Below are 17,183 nucleotides of genomic sequence, written 5' to 3'. Positions count from 1 at the left end.
AATCTATAATACTTTTTCCATTAAGAACCAATTTGTATCATCCCAATATAAATTCATTTTTTTCCAAAGAAAACCATAATCTAAAACTAATAGTTTGTTTCTGTGATATTCCATAATTTCACTGGCAAAATCACGTTTAAATAGCTTACCTGTATTACCTCGGTAATTGATCTCTACAGGTAAAGTACTATAATACTCATTAATCAAAATATATCTACAAGAAATATCATATATTTTTTGATAAACTAGTGGAAGTTCATCAGGATTAATATGAATTAAAACACCACAGGTGAATACTAAATCAAATTGTTTATCTGTCTCAAATTCTTGAATTGAACCTTGTCTAGCTTGTACACCTGGGATTCTACCTAACTCAGCAATTGCTGTCTCATTTAACTCAACTCCAGTTAGTTGAAAATTACGGCTCAGATTAGCAATAGCCTGAAGATTATGACCTTGGTTAGCACCCAGTTCACAAATTGTTTGGACACCGTAAGTTTTCTGTAAAACTTGAGCAAAGAATGCTTGACGTTGTTCTGGCAATATTTGGTTTCTTGCGGTGTACTCAGTCCCAAATTCTCCTTCCCAGAATAATTCCTGTTCTGTCTTATATCTCATAATTTAGTTCTATTCACTACCTGTAATTGTTTCTGCTGTACATGAGCATTGAGTTTTACTAACTCTGGTTTTGCTCTTAAAAGACTCAGTACTTCATTAGTTGAAAAAATTTTTCCTTCCTGATATAAATCTGTATAAACTGCTTCTATTAATTTCCAATCTTCTTCGGTATCCAAAGTCCAGCGATAATTAGATATATCTTCATAGTTTGTCTGGTTATGTAAAGTACATCTTTCGAGTTGCTCGTATATGTAAGGCGTAACATGTTCCCTTTGGTATGGTTTTTGTGCTTCTAAAAATGCTTTTTCTAAAGACTCAAACATAAAAATTTCTGCGTCTAAACCACGAGGATAGCTACGATTTAAACAATTACTCAAGTACTCTATTTGTAATCCTTCAAGTGTTTTATTGTTGAAGTATTCCAACATTTGTGATAGCAGTTCAGAGTCAAACAATGGACAGTCAGAAGTTACCCTCACTACCACGTCAGCGTTATATTGTTTAGCTGCTAGATAATAACGCTCTAAAACATCTTCTTCACTTCCCCGAAACCACTTTGCCCCCCATTTTTCTGCTTCTTCCACAATCACGTCATCTGCTAAAGATGTAGTTGTTGCCACAATCACTTCATTAACTAACAAACAAGCTTGAACCCGATAAATTACATGTGCCAAAATAGTCTTGCCACAAAGTTCTTTCATCACCTTCCCAGGTAGACGAGTAGATCCCATACGAGCTTGAATAATTGCAACAGTTTTCATAGAAAAATCCTTTGCAGTGTCCTTACCACCCTATCTTGGTCTTCCTGGGTCAAGCTGTAGTACAAAGGAAGGGAAATTGCTTCCTGGTAATACTTCTCAACTTGGGGAAAGTCACCCCAGCGGAAACCTAATTTTTGGTAATAAGGCTGTATATGAACGGGAATATAATGCAAATTAACGCCAATCTCTTGTTGACGAAGTTCTTGGAATACCTGCTGATGAGTTTTACTAATCTTATCCAGCTTCAGCCGAATCACATAAAGATGCCTGCTAGACTCAGTATCTGGATGTTGCCACGGCAGCATCAATGGCAAATCTTGTAGTAGTTGATTATAGCGGTTGGCTAAAAACCAGCGACGTTCTACAAACTCATTCAGTCGTTGTATCTGACTAGCGCCCAATGCTGCTTGGATATCGGTCATGCGATAGTTGAAGCCTAATTCCAATTGTTGATAATACCAAGCTCCATGAGATTCTCCTTGCATCAAATCTGAATTGCGAGTTATTCCATGCGATCGCAATCTAATCAATCTCTGATATAACTCCTCCTGATTTGTTAAGACCATACCGCCTTCACCAGTTGTAATAATTTTTACCGGATGAAAGCTAAAAACCGCGATATCGGAAAATTGGCAGGAACCAATAGGTTGTGTCTGATAGCTTCCGCCAATTGCATGAGAAGCATCTTCGATAATTTTGAAACCATAACGCTGTGATAAAGCAGCAATTTGTTCCATTTCACAAGATTGCCCTGCAAAATGCACGGGTATTAATACTGTAGGCAAACAACCTTGCTTTTCTGCCGAAGTCAACTTACGTTCTAATTCATCTATGCTCAAATTGTAAGTATTTGGGTCAATATCAACAAAGTCAACTTTTGCACCACAGTAAAGTCCACAATTAGCTGAGGCAACAAAGGTATTTGGTGATGTCCAAAGAATATCTCCTTGCTCCAAACCAGCAGCAAGACAAGCAATGTGTAATGCAGCTGTTGCACTAGAAACCGCTACGGCATATTTCACTCCACAGTAGTTAGCAACAGCTTGCTCAAATCTCTCTATCGCTGGACCTTGAGTAATCCAGTCTGAGCGCAAAATTTCAATTACAGCATCAATATCTTGTTGACTGATATCTTGCTTTCCATAAGGAATGTAGTCACTCATTGCTTCAGCATATCGAGTAGTTGGAAACCTTTTAGCCATTCTGTATTTATCTCTGAGCTATACTCAAACTCTTCTGGAACAGGGATTCCTTTTTCACTTAAAGCATTGCAAGCGTAATCTACAGTATGAGCATATTCAATAGTTGGTCTAATTACATAATGATCGGTAAACTCAAATACTAAATGTGAAACTTCAGAAGAAAACATTGCCTCATGTAGCTTTTCCCCTGGTCTAATACCAACAATTTTAATTGGAACTCCCGGTGCAAGTGTTTCAGCTAAATCAGTAATTTTCATTGAAGGAATTTTTGGAACAAATATTTCTCCACCATGCATTCTTTCAAAACTGTTAATTACTAAATCTACACACTGTTGGAGGGTAATCCAAAAGCGAGTCATCCGTGGATCTGTAATAGGAATCTCTGTGGCTTTTTCTTGAATCAGTTTTTGAAAAAAAGGCACTACTGAGCCTCTGGACCCAACAACATTACCGTAACGAACAACAGCAAATCTGGTTTTCATTGTTCCAACAATATTATTCGCTGCAACAAAGAGTTTATCAGCAGCTAGCTTGGTTGCACCATAGAGATTAATTGGATTAACTGCCTTATCTGTTGAAAGGGCAATCACCTTTTCTACTTCTTGATCAAGAGCAATATCAATAACATTATTTGCTCCATGAATATTAGTTTTAATACATTCCATTGGGTTGTACTCAGCAGCAGGGATATGCTTGAGTGCCGCAGCATGAATAACATAATCAACACCCCGCATTGCCAGACGTAACCGATCGCGATCGCGCACATCTCCAATGAAATAGCGCATCGCTGGTGCGTTAAACTCCTGCGCCATCTCATACTGCTTCAGCTCATCACGTGAATAAACTATGACTTTCTGAGGCTGATATCGGCTGAGAATCGTTTTCACAAATTGCTTGCCGAAGGAGCCTGTACCACCAGTGATTAGAATCGATTTGCCATTAAACATCTTGTATTTCTTTGTAATCTCAAAATTATTATTTTCCAAAAATATTTAAGTGAAATTGTTACTTAGATTTTGGTTGTTTATTTGTGCTGCGATCGCCATTACCCTGTTGCTTCTTAATCTGCTCTAATACAACTTTGTAATCTTGTCGTTCAGGGTGCAACTTCACCAGCTTCTCCAAAGATTCCATTGCACCCTTAGCATCCTTCAATTGCAACCGCAGCAAAGACAGTTTCTCTAAAGCAAGTTGGTTTTCTGGTTCCCGTTGTAAAACTAACTCGTAACCCTGCGCCTGTTGCTGTAATACTGACTCAGCAGAAACAGACGCAGTTGCTGGCTTAGGTTGGCTAGCCTGTTGGATTGCTGGAATCACTGCAAATACCGTAGACCCAAAAAACGAGAAGATAGATACTATTGTTAAAATCTTCTGTCGCCGCTCAATCTGCTTTTTGCGAGCGATTAGGTATTCTTCCCCTGAACCAGGCATGTATTAATTATTGCTGTGGTAAATAGTTAGGTATCAGCAACCCTCCCGTTTTGAGGATACCCATCTGCTCAATAGAAACTAACATCTTGGCTAAAAATTTTTTACACAAACTTTAAACGCTGACTCTGAAGACGAGTGAATTTTATGGTAAGCCCATGCTGTACAAACAATTTTGCTATGCCGTCGCTCCCATCGTTCAAGCAAAAACCTCTCCCACGCCTAAACAGAGCCAAACCTCCAGGTCTTATTCTTTAGTCGAAAAATTAAAATTATATAAATATTTGCGATGATTCTGCCTAATGTTCAGATGTTTGCGATATTCTAAATAACATTTAAATAAACAGAAACAGAGGACATTTCTACTAAACTGCAAATTTCCCTTGTCAGGCAAAAACTTTCAAACTACCCCGTGTCATTGTGGGCTGTTCAAAAAGCAAACATATTATAGAATTTTCCCAGCCGTCCTCAGTCTCGGTCTCACTACTTAGCGCAACTTCCAAAGGGACTAATTATTTTCGCAGGTGTTCACAACAGATATCTTACAAAAGGTACTGTTGCACTCTAGTGCTTAAAGGGTAGAAGTTAAGGGGAAAAATAACACGGGGAAAGGTTAAAGGGAAAACAGAAGCATCCTTTATCTTTTAACCTTACCCTGAACTTTTGTCTGGTTTCTGCAAAAAGTTTTAGGACTACTTGGTAGAATTGGAGTTTTGTGGTGGTAATTACCGTACAAAACCGAATTTACCAGTAATTTAGTAGAGTTTGTTATGGTATAGTTAAAAAGTTAAGACTGGCTTTACCAAAATTACATCACTCTACGACCCGGCAACAATTGCAGAATGGGAAGCAGTTTTAATTAAGTATTTACCAACAAAATCTGAATTCAATCGAGGTTATGACTCAGCAAGTGATTCACCCGATGGTGAAATTGCAGCGCAACGTGCAATCACTCATAGAATCGAATATTATCAAGCCAAGTGATAGCATCTGGAAAATCGCTTTGCTCTATGGTAATGAATGGCAGCACTGGAAACAGGAACTGCTAGACTTTGGCTTTAGTATGCAAGACCCAGTTAGTGAACTGCTAGCTGTAGAAACTTGGGATGAAGAATAGGCAATAGGCAATAGGGAGTAGAGATTTTTAATATTCACCACTCACCGTTTCCCATTCCCCATTCCTCATTCCTCATTCACCATTCCCTAAACTTTACAACCAGCTAAGGCCGCAGCTAATTCCTTTGCAGTTTGATAACGATCGCGTGGCAATGGTTCTGTAACGCGATCAATCACATCTCTTAATTGGGAACTGATGGTGGGAACTTTTGCCACATCAAACCTGAAGTTGCGCCCCTTTTGGCGGTAATACTTAAACGGGTTTTCGCCTGTGAGCAGAAAAATCAGCGTTGGCCCAATTGCATACAAATCAGATTGAGTCAAAGGTTGTCCTCGTTCTTGTTCAGGAGCGCAATAACCTTCTGCACCAATCCGGGTACCGGGCGCTGTGCCAATTTCCTTAACTGCGCCAAAATCCAGTACTACTATGCGATTTAGTGAACTTCGCACCATTAAGTTGGCGGGTTTAATATCGCGGTGAATTAGTGGAGGCTCTTGGCTATGAAGATATTCTAAGATATCGCAGGTTTGGATCATCCAAGCGATCGCTTGGCTTGGCGTAACTGGCCCATTTGTATAGACACGTTTCTCTAAATCTTGTCCGTGGATTAATTCCATTGCCAAGTATTTTTTTCCGCCTTCGACAAAGAAGTCGTAATACTTGGGTATTCCCGGATGGTTAAGGGATTTGAGAGTATGCGCCTCCCGCTCAAATAATTCTTGAGCTTTGGCAATTTTTGCCATATCAGCATTCATTTGCTTCAACACCAGCAGTTGTGGGATACTCCCAATCTGACCAGCCCCATCCCAAGCGAGATAAGTAGTACCCATACCTCCTTGTCCGAGAGTTCGCAACACCTGATAATGGCGAATTTTCTGTTGTACTGAAAGAGGTTGACCGCAGTGGATGCAAAACAGATTGTTTGGGGAGTTACCTTCATGCGTACAAGTGTATTGACCTTGGGCTGAATAGACTGTTGCAACGGCGTTTTCTTCTGTTCCTTGTATTTGTTGTGGCGATCGCAAACCAGTTTCCAGTACTGTTACCTCCTGAATTTGGAATTGCAGTATTGGGCCTCCTTGTGCTAGTTGCAAAAGGGAATTATCTGGTAACGGACTCTGAATCACAAGGACACCGTTAAGGAAAGTCCCATTTGTACCCTGACTAATCAGCCGCCAACCACTGCCATTGTCGGCAGAATCAACGTGTCTCAGTTCTAAATGATGCCGCGAAACTAAACTGTCAGTTAAAACAACGTGATTATCTGTTGCTCGACCAATCCGAATTATGGAAGAGTTCTCAAAGCACCACTGCTGGAGGGGCGTTTTCTGTTGCGGTTCTAAGAGAGTCAGACTAACCACAATACAACCTACAAGGTAAATGGATTAGGGAGTGGGCATTGGGAATGGGGTATTGGGCAAAACAGTTCCGTTAGCGGTAGCGGGGCGTTTAGCCCGTGAAGAGTTAGGAGTTACGAATTTTCCCCCTGCTCCCCATGCCCTATGCGCCATTCCCCATTCCCAATACCAATTTATTTTTAACTTTCCAAATTTGGGCGTACTTTTGCCCGAATAAGTATACCAGTAATGTTGTCGTGACCATTGTATTGGTTTCCTAAATCAATTAATTTTGTAACACCTTGTTCTAAGTTAGCGCCGGAACTAAGTAAGGGTTCTAAATGAGTCTGCCAATGGGTTTCTAGTAAATCATTATCTGATAGACCGTCCGATGCCAAAAGCAGAAGAGTATCTTCATTAATCTCAAAAAAGCCTACATCAGGATTAATCGAATTTTCATCACGAGGCCCCAAAGCTTGGGTTAGTTGGTAGGCATCCGGACGGGCGTAAGCTATGCTTGCTTCCACTCCTCTGGTAATTTCTCGTTGCCCAACTTCATGATCTACCGTGACTTGTTCTAGTCCCCTCTTACGCGTCAAGCGATAGAGACGGCTATCTCCCACATGAGCAACTGCTGCTTGAGTATCTTGAATTAAGAGCATTACCAAAGTTGTACCCATACGCCCTACTCCAGAACGGGCATCTTGTTGATTGAGCTTGTAAATCGCCTCATTAGCTAAATACACAGCCTCACGAATGCTATCTTCTGTTGGCAGTTGATTGGCAATCCAGTGTTCTTGAAAGTATTGCCGTAGGGTGTTGACTGCTAACTCACTGGCTATCTCACCGCCAGCATGTCCACCCATACCATCGCAGAGAATATACAAACCATGCCCTTCCAGAACTCGACTTTTAGGGAACTCCAACTTTTGGATTTTGGTTTCAATACCAAAGTAGTCTTCATTATGATGACGTTGACGACCTACATCTGTGCGTCCTGCATCTTCCAAGCTACTTAACTGCATCGCCAGCACAACAGTTGGCATATCATCTTTGCTAATGATGATATCTTCTGGTTCATCTGATTGTGGCATAGTGGGCACAGTAGTATTGTTCTCCTTTATTGGGGGCAAAGTTGCGGTTCCTAGTGCTTCTAATTCAATAGAGATTTCCTCCAAACGCGATCGCAATTGTGCGGTGGTGTGAATCTTACCTACATCTAAATCTCCCAACATCTGGACTACAGAGCCAAATTGAGTGCGTTGAGACTGCCTAAATAGTGCTTGCCAAACTCGCCCCAAAGCTTGAATGGTTAACGGCTCTTGTGGAATAGCAGATGTTTGGGCTTCGGCATCTTCTGGCGACTCGCTGACAGACAGAGAACTTGATGATTCCACATACAATCTTTGTAGCGCCAGCGTTTGGTCTTCATCCAATCGCAAATTTGATAAATCTAAAAGGCTTTGACGACAATTTACTGGTTCCAAAAATGCCCAAAGTTGGGTCATTTGATAACACCAGTGCAAAATTTTTAACGAACTTGTTGTCTCTTCTTGCCATAAGTCAACTAAAGGCTGCCAATTTGAGCGGTCTTCAATTATTACTACCTGCATATCCCCTTGCTGCCATGCATCGTGAATCAGTGGGATCTCGCGCCCACTTTGGGAGTGTAAGGCAATATAAGGTTTCGCAAGGTCAGGAATTCCACTTGCATCTACTGATGGCGTTAGTAAATCTGATTGCTGACTTGCTAGTATTGCCTCAATTGGTGATATTTGATACGGCTGGCAGTCTAGAACTCTCACACCTGTAACAGTAATGCTGGTAGTTTCCGTTTGGGTAGGTAGCGGATCTAACAATTGATAGCGCTCTTGAGAGTCTAAATAAGAGCCTAATGCATGAGAACTAAGGGATAGAGGAGATGACGAGGATATTGCTTCTTCATCTTCCTCTAATCCCACATCTTCCTCATCTGTCTCTACTCCCAAAGCTTCCCCAATCGTTTTTTTAGCAATAATTGCCCAAAACACTGTTCCACATTCCGTGCCACAGTTGTGACAAAGTAGTGCATTTACAGGTACATCTTCGGCGCTGCATTCAGGACAAACTTTGTGGGTCAGGGATGTGCCACAGCTTTGACAGAATTTATTGCTTTTGGGGTTTTCAAATTTACACTGAGGGCAAATCAGCATAGTGGAAGTTCCTTTATTCGCGCTCCAAGGTGCTTCTAGCCACTAAGATCAAAGGTGCCACAATTGGCTGTCCCTGACTAAAGTAGACCTACAAGAGATTGTAGTTTATCAATGAATTTTGGTGGCAGTATTAATTGTGACGCATATTAGATAAATATTTAATATATTGGCAACCAATTGCTTATGAATGGGGAATGGGGAATGGGGAATGGGAAATGGGAAATGGGAAATGGGGAATGGGGAATGGGGTCAGAGGGAGACAAGGGGGACAAGGAAAATAACCATATCCAATTCCCTATTCCCTATTGTCAAGAGTTTGGCAATTGAGGGGGTTCAGCGTTAAACCATTTTTGATAAATTTGCTTGTAAGTTCCATTGGATAACAAAGTCTCTATACCTTTGTTTATTGCATCTAAATGGGGAGAGTCTTTAGGTGTAGCAATCCCGTAGTATTCTTCAGTAAGGAGATCGGCAACAACTCTGATGCCTTTGAGGTTGCCATTTTTAATCGCATACAAAGTTGCAAAAGCATCGCTAACCACAGCGTCAACGTTGCCATTGAGCAAGTCTTGGAAAAATTCTGGCCCAGAATTAAAAGTACTAATTTTGGCATTGGGGATGGTTTTGGCAAAATCTGCCCCAGTGGAACCAATTTGTACAGCGATTTTTTTACCTTTGAGACTGTTGAAGTCTCTGATATTTTGGTTGTCTTCGCGGACAGCGATCGCTAGTCCGGCTTTAAAATAAGGTCGTGAAAAAGCAATTGTTTTCAGGCGTTCGGCGGTAATGGTGATTCCGCTAATTGCCGCATCAACTCTTTTAGCTTGCAAAGTCGAGATCATGCCATCAAAAGGTAGACTTTCAAACTTGACTGCAAAACCTGCTACTTTAGCGATTGCATTCATCAAATCAATATCAAAACCTTCCAAGTCCCCGTTAGCCTTTTGGATTTCAAAAGGGACAAAGGTGGGATCTGTCGCCACTCTAAGAGGTATAGCATCTGAGTTATTAGTAGGATAGAAATTTTTACAGGCAATAATCAGTAGCAGACAGCCTAAGCTTAAAATTAGCTGCTTCCACTTGAGGTTAAATAATTTCACTGTAGTAATTCCGTTCTATCAGTCAAGATTCACGATAGTTGTCATGATGTTATAAGAAAGAATACATCCGTCAGCAGCCACAATCCACCATGAATGCTGGGCGACTAACGAAAGTTTCAGACCCCCACTCTCGTTAAAAGTTGAGATCAGAGGAAGCTTCCAATCTCGGTTTTCGCCAATTACCTTCTTGTGTGTTCTGTACTCTGACTTCCAATTTTTAACTACTTATGGTTTCTACAACCCCTGCTTACCGAATTACTGATTTGTTCGCCGAACGCGCAAAGAACCTTGCACCACCAACTTACGGTACAGAGTTAAGCAAAATCGTCACCGTCAGCTTTGCCTACGGTCTAGCCGATCCAATTCTCTTTCCTCACACTGACTTGGCTGCTGCAAGCGCCGTTGTGCTGGCAGAAGAGGCTCCGATCGCTCTCAATTACGGCCCACCTTCTGCTCAACTGTATGAGCAAATTATCCTCCGCTTGCAGGCGAAGGGAATTGCCGCCGATCGCGATCGCCTAATCATTGGCTACGGTTCTGGTCAAATTCTCGGCTTGCTACCAGATGTGTTTGTGGAACCTGGTGATGTAGTAATTGTGGAAGGGCCAACCTTCTTGGGAGTAGTTACCAGATTTGTCCACGCTGGCGCACGCATAATTACCATTCCTGTGGATGAGTTAGGGATGGATGTAGATGCACTAGAAGTAACATTGAACGATTTAAAGAAACAGGGTATCCGACCCCGATTTATTTATACTATTCCCACCTTTCATAATCCCACAGGTGCTACTATGCCGTTATTTCGCCGCCAAAAACTGGTAGCATTAGCGGCTGAGTATGGCGTTCTAATCGTGGAAGACGATGCTTATAGCGATTTGCGCTTTCGAGGAGAAACTATGCCCACCTTGGCAACTCTCGACCAAGAAGGGTGGGTATTATATGTGAGTACCTTCTCGAAAATTATTGCGCCCGGTATCAGGTTGGGATGGGCTTGCGGCGACCCAACGATTATTGAGCGGCTGGCGATGTTCAAAAGTGAGGGGCCTGTGGGGCCATTTGTCAGCCATGTGGTCGCTCGCTATTGTGCTACAGGGAAACTAGAGAATCACATTCAAGAGCTAATTGCCTGTTATAAACATAAGTGCAATTTGTTATTAGAAGCGATCGCTCAAGAGTTTCCCAGTGATGTCGTTGCTCTGCGTCCTGATGGTGGCTTCTTCGTTTGGTGTAAATTGCCACCAGATATCAGCGCTAAAGCACTTCTGATGGCTGCCAGTGAACACGGCATCAGTTTTCTGCCAGGGACTCGCTGCTACGCCAATGGACAAGGGGATGATGCCATCAGGTTAGCTTTTAGCTTTCAGCCAACACAGAAGATTGTTGAGGGAATCGCTACATTAGGATCGGTATTGCGAGGATTGAGGTAATTCGTAATGACGCTCTCTATGAGATGCTCTTGCTAGCTTGCTTCTCCCAAAAATCGAGATTTGGGACTTGTTAAATATCAACCCAAATCTCAACTACAAGAGACTTTGGACTTATCTCCACACCCCAATACTTTTCGGTTAAGGGGGAAAGGGTTTGAATTTCCCTTTCCCCATTACCCTTTAACCTTTCCCCAGACCAAAAGAGAGATTATTGGGTTTAACCGAAAAGTATTGCTCCACACCCCACTTGACATTTTAGCGATCGCTTTAAGTTGTCACCAATCTAGGCAGTATAAGAACGAGGAGATTAGCCCTTTTAAGGTGGGTAAAAATATTGGTCAACCAATTCTTTTTTAACCTCTTTTCTCTGTGTTCTCTGCGTCTCTGTGGTAGATAAATTACTTTTAAACCGCAGAGACACAGAGAGCGCAGAGAGAAGAAAAGAGATTTTACAAGTCACCTTGAAAGGGCTAGAACTAGGAGATTTAGTTATTGACCAAATACCAATTTTGTAGCGCCAACCGTTGAATTTCGCGCCAGGGGATATTATGTTTTCTGGCTAATTCTGCACAATCTTCATATTCTGGCTGCACATTGGCAATAACTTTCTCTGGTGATTGTCCATTCCATGCTACCTTGACACGTACTTTGCCATATTCAATTTCCACTTGTTGAATTTCCCGTTGTAAAATGGCGCGTTGCTGAGTTGTTCGCCGAATACCCAAAGTTGTAGTTTCACGGAATATAACCGATTCACAACTGAGTAAATTTTCTGGATGACAAATTACAGTCAGCAAAATCCCTGGACGGGACTTTTTCATACCGATCGCTTGGGTAAAAACATCCACTGCACCAGCAGCAAACAAAGCCTCAAAAACATAGCCGATCGCTTGCGGATTTAAATCATCAATTTGGGTTTCTAGTACCGAGATAGTTTCTAAATTTGAGCTAGTATCTTCACAATTGCTGAAATTTGACTGTAAACTTGCGCTTTCGCCCAGCCAGAGGCGTAAAATATTGGGAATTGGTAAATTTATGGTTCCTGCTCCCAATCCTACCTGCTTGATAGCGATCGCGGGTGGTGAACCAAAATCTCTTACCAAAGTAGTAGCGATCGCAGCTCCTGTGGGTGTCACCAGTTCTCTATCAATGCCATTGCTATAAACTGGACAACCCCGCATTTCCCAAAGTTTTAATACTGCTGGTACTGGTACTGCCATTTGACCATGTGCAGCCCGAACAGTACCGCCACCAGTGGGAAACGCCGAGCAGTAAAGCAGGGGCCATCCTTCGTCATTACTCTCAATCCCCAACCAATCTAGCCCCAGGCAAGTACCCACAATATCTATGATCGCATCTATCGCACCCACTTCATGAAAATGAACTTTTTCAGGGGAAATCCCATGCACCGCTCCTTCTGCGACTGCTAGCTGTCGGAATACTGCCAAACTCCAAGCTTCTGCCCGTGATGGCAACCCCGCTTTGAGAATCATCTGCTCTATTTCTGGCAAGTGGCGTGTGTGATGGTGATTGTGTTCGTGGTCATGGTGGTCATGGTGATGGCGATCGTGTACTAAATCCACATGAACTTTAGTCGCCTGCTGACCATTCCGTTGGACAAGTTCTGCTCTTAACTGATATTCCTGTTCAATTCCCAATCCATTGAGCTTTTCAATTAAATACTCCACAGGAACACCCAAACTTACCAAAGCACCCAGGCACATATCACCAGAAATTCCTGTCGGACATTGAAGATAAGCAATTTTATTCATAATAAATTAGTCATTAATCATTAATCATTAATCATTAGTCATTAGTCATTAGTCATTAGTCATTAGTCATTAGTCATTCTTTCCTATCCCCAGTCCCTAGTCCCCAATCCCTCTATGGCAAAAATTTTCTCAGTTCATCCGGATAATCCTCAAGTTCGCCGAATAGAGGAAATAAAGTCGGCGCTTTCTAGTGGCGCAGTCATGCTTTACCCTACTGATACAGTTTATGCGATTGGTTGTGATTTGAATGCTAAGTCGGCGGTAGAACGAGTGCGGCAAATTAAACAGCTAGCAAATGATAAACCACTGACATTTTTATGTCCCTCACTTTCAAATGTGGCAACTTATGCCTTCGTAAGTGACACAGCCTATCGGATTATGAAACGCTTGATTCCAGGGCCATACACGTTTTTGCTCCCAGCAACTAAATTAGTACCGCGATTGGTGCAAAGCCCCAAGCGGAAAAGTACTGGAATTAGAGTACCAAACCATACTGTGTGTTTGGAGTTGCTGGCAGCTTTGGGCAATCCGATTATTTCAACTTCAGCACATCTGCCACCAGATGAAGCAGATAACGGCATGATTCGGATAGATCCAGAAATTGTTCAGTCGCGGGTAGAGCTATTTGACCGTTTGGACAAGTTGGTAGACATAATTGTAGACACTGGTGAAGAACCTACTTATGAAGTCTCTACCATCTTAGATATGACCGGAGACGAAGCAGCAATTATACGGAGGGGTTTAGGTTGGGAAGCAGCAGCAGCATGGGTATAAGAATGAGACTTCACACGCACACCTCTCCGTTTCGGAAATTGTGATAAAAGCAACTCCAGTTTTTAAATTGTCATATTTAAACGTGATGTCTACGACGGGCACAGATGCAATAACAGGATGGTGGTAATAGTAGGTACAGCAAGGGATTTGACAACTTTGAGAAAATGGTGGGTACTCATGTACTCGCGTCAATGTGGTGGCTTGTGAAAAAACCGACACATTGGCATAACTGTAACTCTCTCGTATTTCCTACAGTTTTATATATGAGCTTTAGATGTGAGCATTATATGGGGCAAGTCTTAATTGATAAATGCCCAAAGATTCACAAGCCTTGGCCTGCCTTAATTGCTGTGTCTGCGTTGTAATTACGGTGCAATACTACTCCCTGGAAAAGTCATGAAAGCTAACGTCATCAATCTACCAAACTCTACACCCATTTTTGAAAACCACCTTTCGACCGAAGAATTTTCAGACAGCAGCGAAACCTTGATTGAATTGCTGTGTCAAGAAATGCAAGCACAAGTGAAAGCAGCACCCAGGTGCGTAGAAGCTTTAGCAAACCGCATAGCCGTAGAAGTAGAACGCATTTGCGATAAAAGCTCGCGTATCCAAACATCTGGGCAAATCAAATCCTGGCAGATTACGCTGGGAAGGCATCGGATGCAAAAGTGCTTACGTTACTACCAACTAGGTTCCAAACAAGGGCGGGTGGAATTACATAGTAATTTGGGTGCTATGGTTTACCGCCATGTAACTTTATCTGGCTCAGAGTTGGGCTTTGATGCTCGTTACAGCCTAATTGAAGATTTTTTACAAGCATTTTATATCGAAGCTATCAAAGCTTTCCGCAGAGAAAACGAACTACCTGACGATCACACACCGCGTACTCAGCTGCAATTAGCTGAATATATGGCGTTTACAGAACAGTACGCCAAACGTCGCATCAATTTACCTGGTGGTGCAAATCAGCAATTAATTATCTTGCGGGCCCAAGGTTTTGCTCGTCGTCAGCCGCAAGAAACTACCGTGGATATTGAAATGGCGGTGGAGTCTGCTAAAGGTGAAGAAGCAGAATCTTACCAGCGTAACTCGGCGGTGCAACAGTTGCGATCGCAGATGATTGCCCAAACTAATTTCGATCCATCTGAAGAGTCAGAACGTGATCGCGTCATCACTGAATTGATGAAATACCTGGAGTCTCAAGGTCAATCTGACTGTATGAACTACCTCAGCCTGAAACTTCAAGACCTCTCAGCCCCAGAAATTGACCAAATTCTCGGTTTAACCAGCCGTCAGCGCGATTATCTCCAACAACGCTTTAAATACCACGTAGAAAAGTTTGCCAAACAACATCACTGGCAATTGGTACATCAATGGTTAGGCGCGGGTTTAGAGCAAAAGTTGGGTTTATCTTCCCAACAGTGGGAAATCTTTGTGAATCAACTCACAGAACAACAACAGCAAATATTACAGTTAAAAACTGCAAGGCAAACTGACCAAGCGATCGCTAAAACCATCAAATGCACCCCCAAACAGTTACAAAAGCGCTGGACTCAACTGTTAGAACTAGCATGGTCTATCCGCAACGGTCATACTGAAGCACAAACAGGTTGAAGCTAAGGTGAAATAACCAAAAAACATTATCTAAGCTTATGACTGGGACGAGGAGCGCGAATTTAGCTTATACACTAAGTACAAAATCTCATTAATTCGTAGTGAATTCTTTGCGTGCCTCTGCGCTTCCCTCTGCGCCCCTATGCGTTTAAATTTCACCTTCAATTCGCCACGATCTTCCACAAATAACTCTTATCTGAATTACTAACTTGTACCTCATCCAAATTATTAATACATTTGTATTTCTTTAGTACAAAAATACCAATAATTTCCGATTTTTTACCCATTAATCCAACCTTGTTTACGTCATAATCAAAAATTCATATTAAGAAACTGACCCTTTTTTACTACTTCTGTGAAATCCTATAATTAGTAGGACTTTTGGCAGAGGGATTTAGGATGGCTCTGACTCAAGGCGGACGGGCAAATAAGTCGGGGAATATTTTAGAAGGAAATGTTGAAGCAATCTTAAATGGACATAATTATTTCCAAGTAGGGAACTATGTTCCAAAAGAATTTATACTAAATGCTGCTTTATTACCAAAGCGCTATGGAAAAGAAGTTTATATTGGAACTGGGATTTATCATACCGATTTGAAGGTTGATTTTTATGTTGTTGGCTCACCTGCAATGCCATCTGGTTTAATTTTCGAGTGCAAATGGCAAGAAAGCCCCGGTTCTGTCGATGAAAAGTTTCCTTACTTGAACATGAACATCCAGAACTATTACCCTGCACCAACTATCGTCATTTTAGGCGGTGAAGGTATGCGAGAAGGTGCCAGCAAATGGCTAAAAGCAAGAGTTAATGATAACCATAATTTATTAGCAGTTTATAGCTTAGACAGATTTATTGCTTGGGCAAATAAAAATCTTTAAAAGATGTAATTAATAGTTCGTCAATCATGCCTCTATTTTTTATATTGGAGTTAATTGATCGGGCTGCTTTGATTTTGTAGGTTTCAAAATTGATATCTGTATAAATATTACTAATAAATTCGCTATCAGAATTACAGACCATAACTTTAACACCACGACTTGCCAACTCTGCACAAGTATCTCTTAAAAGTTCTTGGTCTTTTTTACTAAAACAATTTTGACTATAAGCGGTGAAATAGCTAGTATCACTTATAGGATGATAGGGTGGGTCAAAAAATACAAAGTCATCACTGCTAGTTGCATGATTTAGGACTTCTGTAAAATCTGCTTGTTTAATTTCTGCATGAGAAAGCGCTTCTGATGCAGCTTGTAGTAAAACCTCAGAGCAAATATTGGGATTTTCATATCTGCCTAAAGGCACATTGAATTTTCCCTGTGAATTGACTCGATAAAGACCATTAAAACAAGTCTTATTCAGATAAATTAGACGAGCTGCTTTTTCTAGATCAGTGCCACCAGAGTTGTTTCTGACACTATAATAATAATCTTTATTATGTCGAATTTTATGCTCTTTCAATAGAGAAATTAATTCTTCAACACGATCTCTAACACAACAATAAGTGTTAATTAATTCGGCATTAATATCAGTTAAAGTTGCTGTCTTTGGTTGGAGATAGAAAAAAACAGCACCACCACCTAAAAATGGTTCATAGTAATTTTTATAACTTTTGGGAAAATAAGGAATGTATTGCTGTATCAACCTACTTTTACCCCCTGCCCACTTCAAAAATGGACGCGGGCTAGTTTCCTTGGGGATTTGAATTACCATTTACTTGCGATTTAACTGAAAATAATCGTGACTAAATAAAGCCAATATAACCGACGAGGCATATTTTATATTAGCTGGCTAATTTTCCGGCTGCATAGATTACAATTGAGTTGATAAAGCATATCAAAACAAACGT

15 protein-coding genes are annotated in these 17,183 nt (G+C 41.3%); 5 read left to right on the top strand and 10 right to left on the bottom strand.

Annotated features, from left to right (window positions below; translation table 11 throughout):
* Nucleotides 1–3 precede the first annotated feature (3 nt).
* Genes IQ274_RS07665 through IQ274_RS07645 form a run of 5 tightly spaced genes read right to left on the bottom strand, consistent with a single transcriptional unit; the run spans nt 4 to nt 4,012 of the window.
* A complete protein-coding gene (locus IQ274_RS07665) occupies nt 4–618 on the bottom strand; it encodes a pseudaminic acid biosynthesis-associated methylase (RefSeq protein WP_163929980.1) in 615 nt (204 codons plus the stop codon).
* Nucleotides 615–1,379 carry a cytidylyltransferase domain-containing protein gene (locus tag IQ274_RS07660; protein ID WP_163929982.1) on the bottom strand — a complete coding sequence of 255 codons (765 nt, stop codon included), beginning with the start codon at nt 1,377–1,379 and terminating at the stop codon, nt 615–617. The genes IQ274_RS07665 and IQ274_RS07660 overlap by 4 nt, the downstream gene beginning before the upstream one ends.
* Nucleotides 1,376–2,581, bottom strand: coding sequence for a UDP-4-amino-4,6-dideoxy-N-acetyl-beta-L-altrosamine transaminase (gene pseC / locus IQ274_RS07655; RefSeq protein ID WP_228058085.1), 1,206 nt, complete (start codon nt 2,579–2,581; stop codon nt 1,376–1,378). The genes IQ274_RS07660 and pseC overlap by 4 nt, the downstream gene beginning before the upstream one ends.
* The gene (pseB, locus tag IQ274_RS07650) at nt 2,539–3,528 is read right to left on the bottom strand and encodes a UDP-N-acetylglucosamine 4,6-dehydratase (inverting) (RefSeq protein WP_163929984.1); all 990 of its coding nucleotides are present in this window, start codon (nt 3,526–3,528) and stop codon (nt 2,539–2,541) included. Before pseB ends, pseC begins: the two co-directional genes overlap by 43 nt.
* 58 nt (nt 3,529–3,586) lie before the next feature.
* Complete coding sequence (locus IQ274_RS07645) at nt 3,587–4,012, bottom strand: tetratricopeptide repeat protein (protein WP_163929986.1); 426 nt, start codon at nt 4,010–4,012, stop codon at nt 3,587–3,589.
* Nucleotides 4,013–4,907: 895 nt separating this feature from the next.
* Between IQ274_RS07645 and IQ274_RS07640 the strand changes: the two genes are divergently transcribed.
* Nucleotides 4,908–5,126 (top strand): DUF4327 family protein, encoded by a 219-nt coding sequence (locus IQ274_RS07640; protein WP_012407469.1) that lies wholly within the window; start codon nt 4,908–4,910, stop codon nt 5,124–5,126.
* Between the two features lie 86 nt (nt 5,127–5,212).
* On the opposite strand, the gene IQ274_RS07635 is transcribed toward IQ274_RS07640, so the two are convergent.
* The 3 genes from IQ274_RS07635 to IQ274_RS07625 all read right to left on the bottom strand — a co-directional run bounded on the left by IQ274_RS07635 (nt 5,213) and on the right by IQ274_RS07625 (nt 9,755).
* On the bottom strand, nt 5,213–6,487 hold the full coding sequence (locus IQ274_RS07635; protein ID WP_194141868.1) for a protein kinase domain-containing protein: 1,275 nt from the start codon (nt 6,485–6,487) through the stop codon (nt 5,213–5,215).
* Between the two features lie 176 nt (nt 6,488–6,663).
* Nucleotides 6,664–8,655: a serine/threonine phosphatase gene (locus IQ274_RS07630; RefSeq protein WP_163929990.1), complete on the bottom strand. Its 1,992-nt coding sequence runs from the start codon at nt 8,653–8,655 to the stop codon at nt 6,664–6,666.
* A gap of 308 nt (nt 8,656–8,963) precedes the next feature.
* Nucleotides 8,964–9,755: a transporter substrate-binding domain-containing protein gene (locus IQ274_RS07625; protein WP_163929459.1), complete on the bottom strand. Its 792-nt coding sequence runs from the start codon at nt 9,753–9,755 to the stop codon at nt 8,964–8,966.
* A gap of 227 nt (nt 9,756–9,982) precedes the next feature.
* Between IQ274_RS07625 and IQ274_RS07620 the strand changes: the two genes are divergently transcribed.
* A complete protein-coding gene (locus IQ274_RS07620; protein ID WP_194141867.1) occupies nt 9,983–11,182 on the top strand; it encodes a PLP-dependent aminotransferase family protein in 1,200 nt (399 codons plus the stop codon).
* Between the two features lie 485 nt (nt 11,183–11,667).
* On the opposite strand, the gene larC is transcribed toward IQ274_RS07620, so the two are convergent.
* Nucleotides 11,668–12,954 carry a nickel pincer cofactor biosynthesis protein LarC gene (gene larC, locus IQ274_RS07615; protein WP_163929461.1) on the bottom strand — a complete coding sequence of 429 codons (1,287 nt, stop codon included), beginning with the start codon at nt 12,952–12,954 and terminating at the stop codon, nt 11,668–11,670.
* Between the two features lie 114 nt (nt 12,955–13,068).
* On the opposite strand from larC, the gene IQ274_RS07610 reads away from it, so the two are divergent.
* The 3 genes from IQ274_RS07610 to IQ274_RS07600 all read left to right on the top strand — a co-directional run bounded on the left by IQ274_RS07610 (nt 13,069) and on the right by IQ274_RS07600 (nt 16,218).
* Nucleotides 13,069–13,728 carry an L-threonylcarbamoyladenylate synthase gene (locus tag IQ274_RS07610; RefSeq protein WP_163929462.1) on the top strand — a complete coding sequence of 220 codons (660 nt, stop codon included), beginning with the start codon at nt 13,069–13,071 and terminating at the stop codon, nt 13,726–13,728.
* A gap of 396 nt (nt 13,729–14,124) precedes the next feature.
* Entirely contained in the window at nt 14,125–15,342 is a 1,218-nt protein-coding gene (locus tag IQ274_RS07605; protein ID WP_163929463.1) for a HetZ-related protein, read from the top strand.
* Between the two features lie 399 nt (nt 15,343–15,741).
* Complete coding sequence (locus tag IQ274_RS07600) at nt 15,742–16,218, top strand: PD-(D/E)XK nuclease superfamily protein (protein WP_163929464.1); 477 nt, start codon at nt 15,742–15,744, stop codon at nt 16,216–16,218.
* On the opposite strand, the gene IQ274_RS07595 is transcribed toward IQ274_RS07600, so the two are convergent.
* Nucleotides 16,190–17,047 carry a DNA adenine methylase gene (locus IQ274_RS07595; RefSeq protein WP_163929465.1) on the bottom strand — a complete coding sequence of 286 codons (858 nt, stop codon included), beginning with the start codon at nt 17,045–17,047 and terminating at the stop codon, nt 16,190–16,192. The genes IQ274_RS07600 and IQ274_RS07595 overlap by 29 nt on opposite strands.
* Between the last annotated feature and the right edge of the window lie 136 nt (nt 17,048–17,183).

The organism is Nostoc sp. LEGE 12447, assembly GCF_015206985.1.
Lineage (GTDB): Bacteria > Cyanobacteriota > Cyanobacteriia > Cyanobacteriales > Nostocaceae > Nostoc.
Note: the sequence above shows the minus strand (reverse complement) of the source record. Positions and strands in the feature narration are given on the sequence as shown.

What these genes read in the sequence shown, in the direction of transcription:
- larC (WP_163929461.1), bottom strand. Translation starts at nt 12,954, where the DNA reads ATGAATAAAATTGCTTATCTTCAATGTCCGACAGGAATTTCTGGTGAT.
- pseB (WP_163929984.1), bottom strand. Translation starts at nt 3,528, where the DNA reads ATGTTTAATGGCAAATCGATTCTAATCACTGGTGGTACAGGCTCCTTC.
- IQ274_RS07600 (WP_163929464.1), top strand. Translation starts at nt 15,742, where the DNA reads ATGGCTCTGACTCAAGGCGGACGGGCAAATAAGTCGGGGAATATTTTA.
- pseC (WP_228058085.1), bottom strand. Translation starts at nt 2,581, where the DNA reads ATGGCTAAAAGGTTTCCAACTACTCGATATGCTGAAGCAATGAGTGAC.
- IQ274_RS07640 (WP_012407469.1), top strand. Translation starts at nt 4,908, where the DNA reads ATGACTCAGCAAGTGATTCACCCGATGGTGAAATTGCAGCGCAACGTG.
- IQ274_RS07665 (WP_163929980.1), bottom strand. Translation starts at nt 618, where the DNA reads ATGAGATATAAGACAGAACAGGAATTATTCTGGGAAGGAGAATTTGGG.
- IQ274_RS07630 (WP_163929990.1), bottom strand. Translation starts at nt 8,655, where the DNA reads ATGCTGATTTGCCCTCAGTGTAAATTTGAAAACCCCAAAAGCAATAAA.
- IQ274_RS07660 (WP_163929982.1), bottom strand. Translation starts at nt 1,379, where the DNA reads ATGAAAACTGTTGCAATTATTCAAGCTCGTATGGGATCTACTCGTCTA.
- IQ274_RS07595 (WP_163929465.1), bottom strand. Translation starts at nt 17,047, where the DNA reads ATGGTAATTCAAATCCCCAAGGAAACTAGCCCGCGTCCATTTTTGAAG.
- IQ274_RS07645 (WP_163929986.1), bottom strand. Translation starts at nt 4,012, where the DNA reads ATGCCTGGTTCAGGGGAAGAATACCTAATCGCTCGCAAAAAGCAGATT.
- IQ274_RS07605 (WP_163929463.1), top strand. Translation starts at nt 14,125, where the DNA reads ATGAAAGCTAACGTCATCAATCTACCAAACTCTACACCCATTTTTGAA.
- IQ274_RS07610 (WP_163929462.1), top strand. Translation starts at nt 13,069, where the DNA reads ATGGCAAAAATTTTCTCAGTTCATCCGGATAATCCTCAAGTTCGCCGA.
- IQ274_RS07620 (WP_194141867.1), top strand. Translation starts at nt 9,983, where the DNA reads ATGGTTTCTACAACCCCTGCTTACCGAATTACTGATTTGTTCGCCGAA.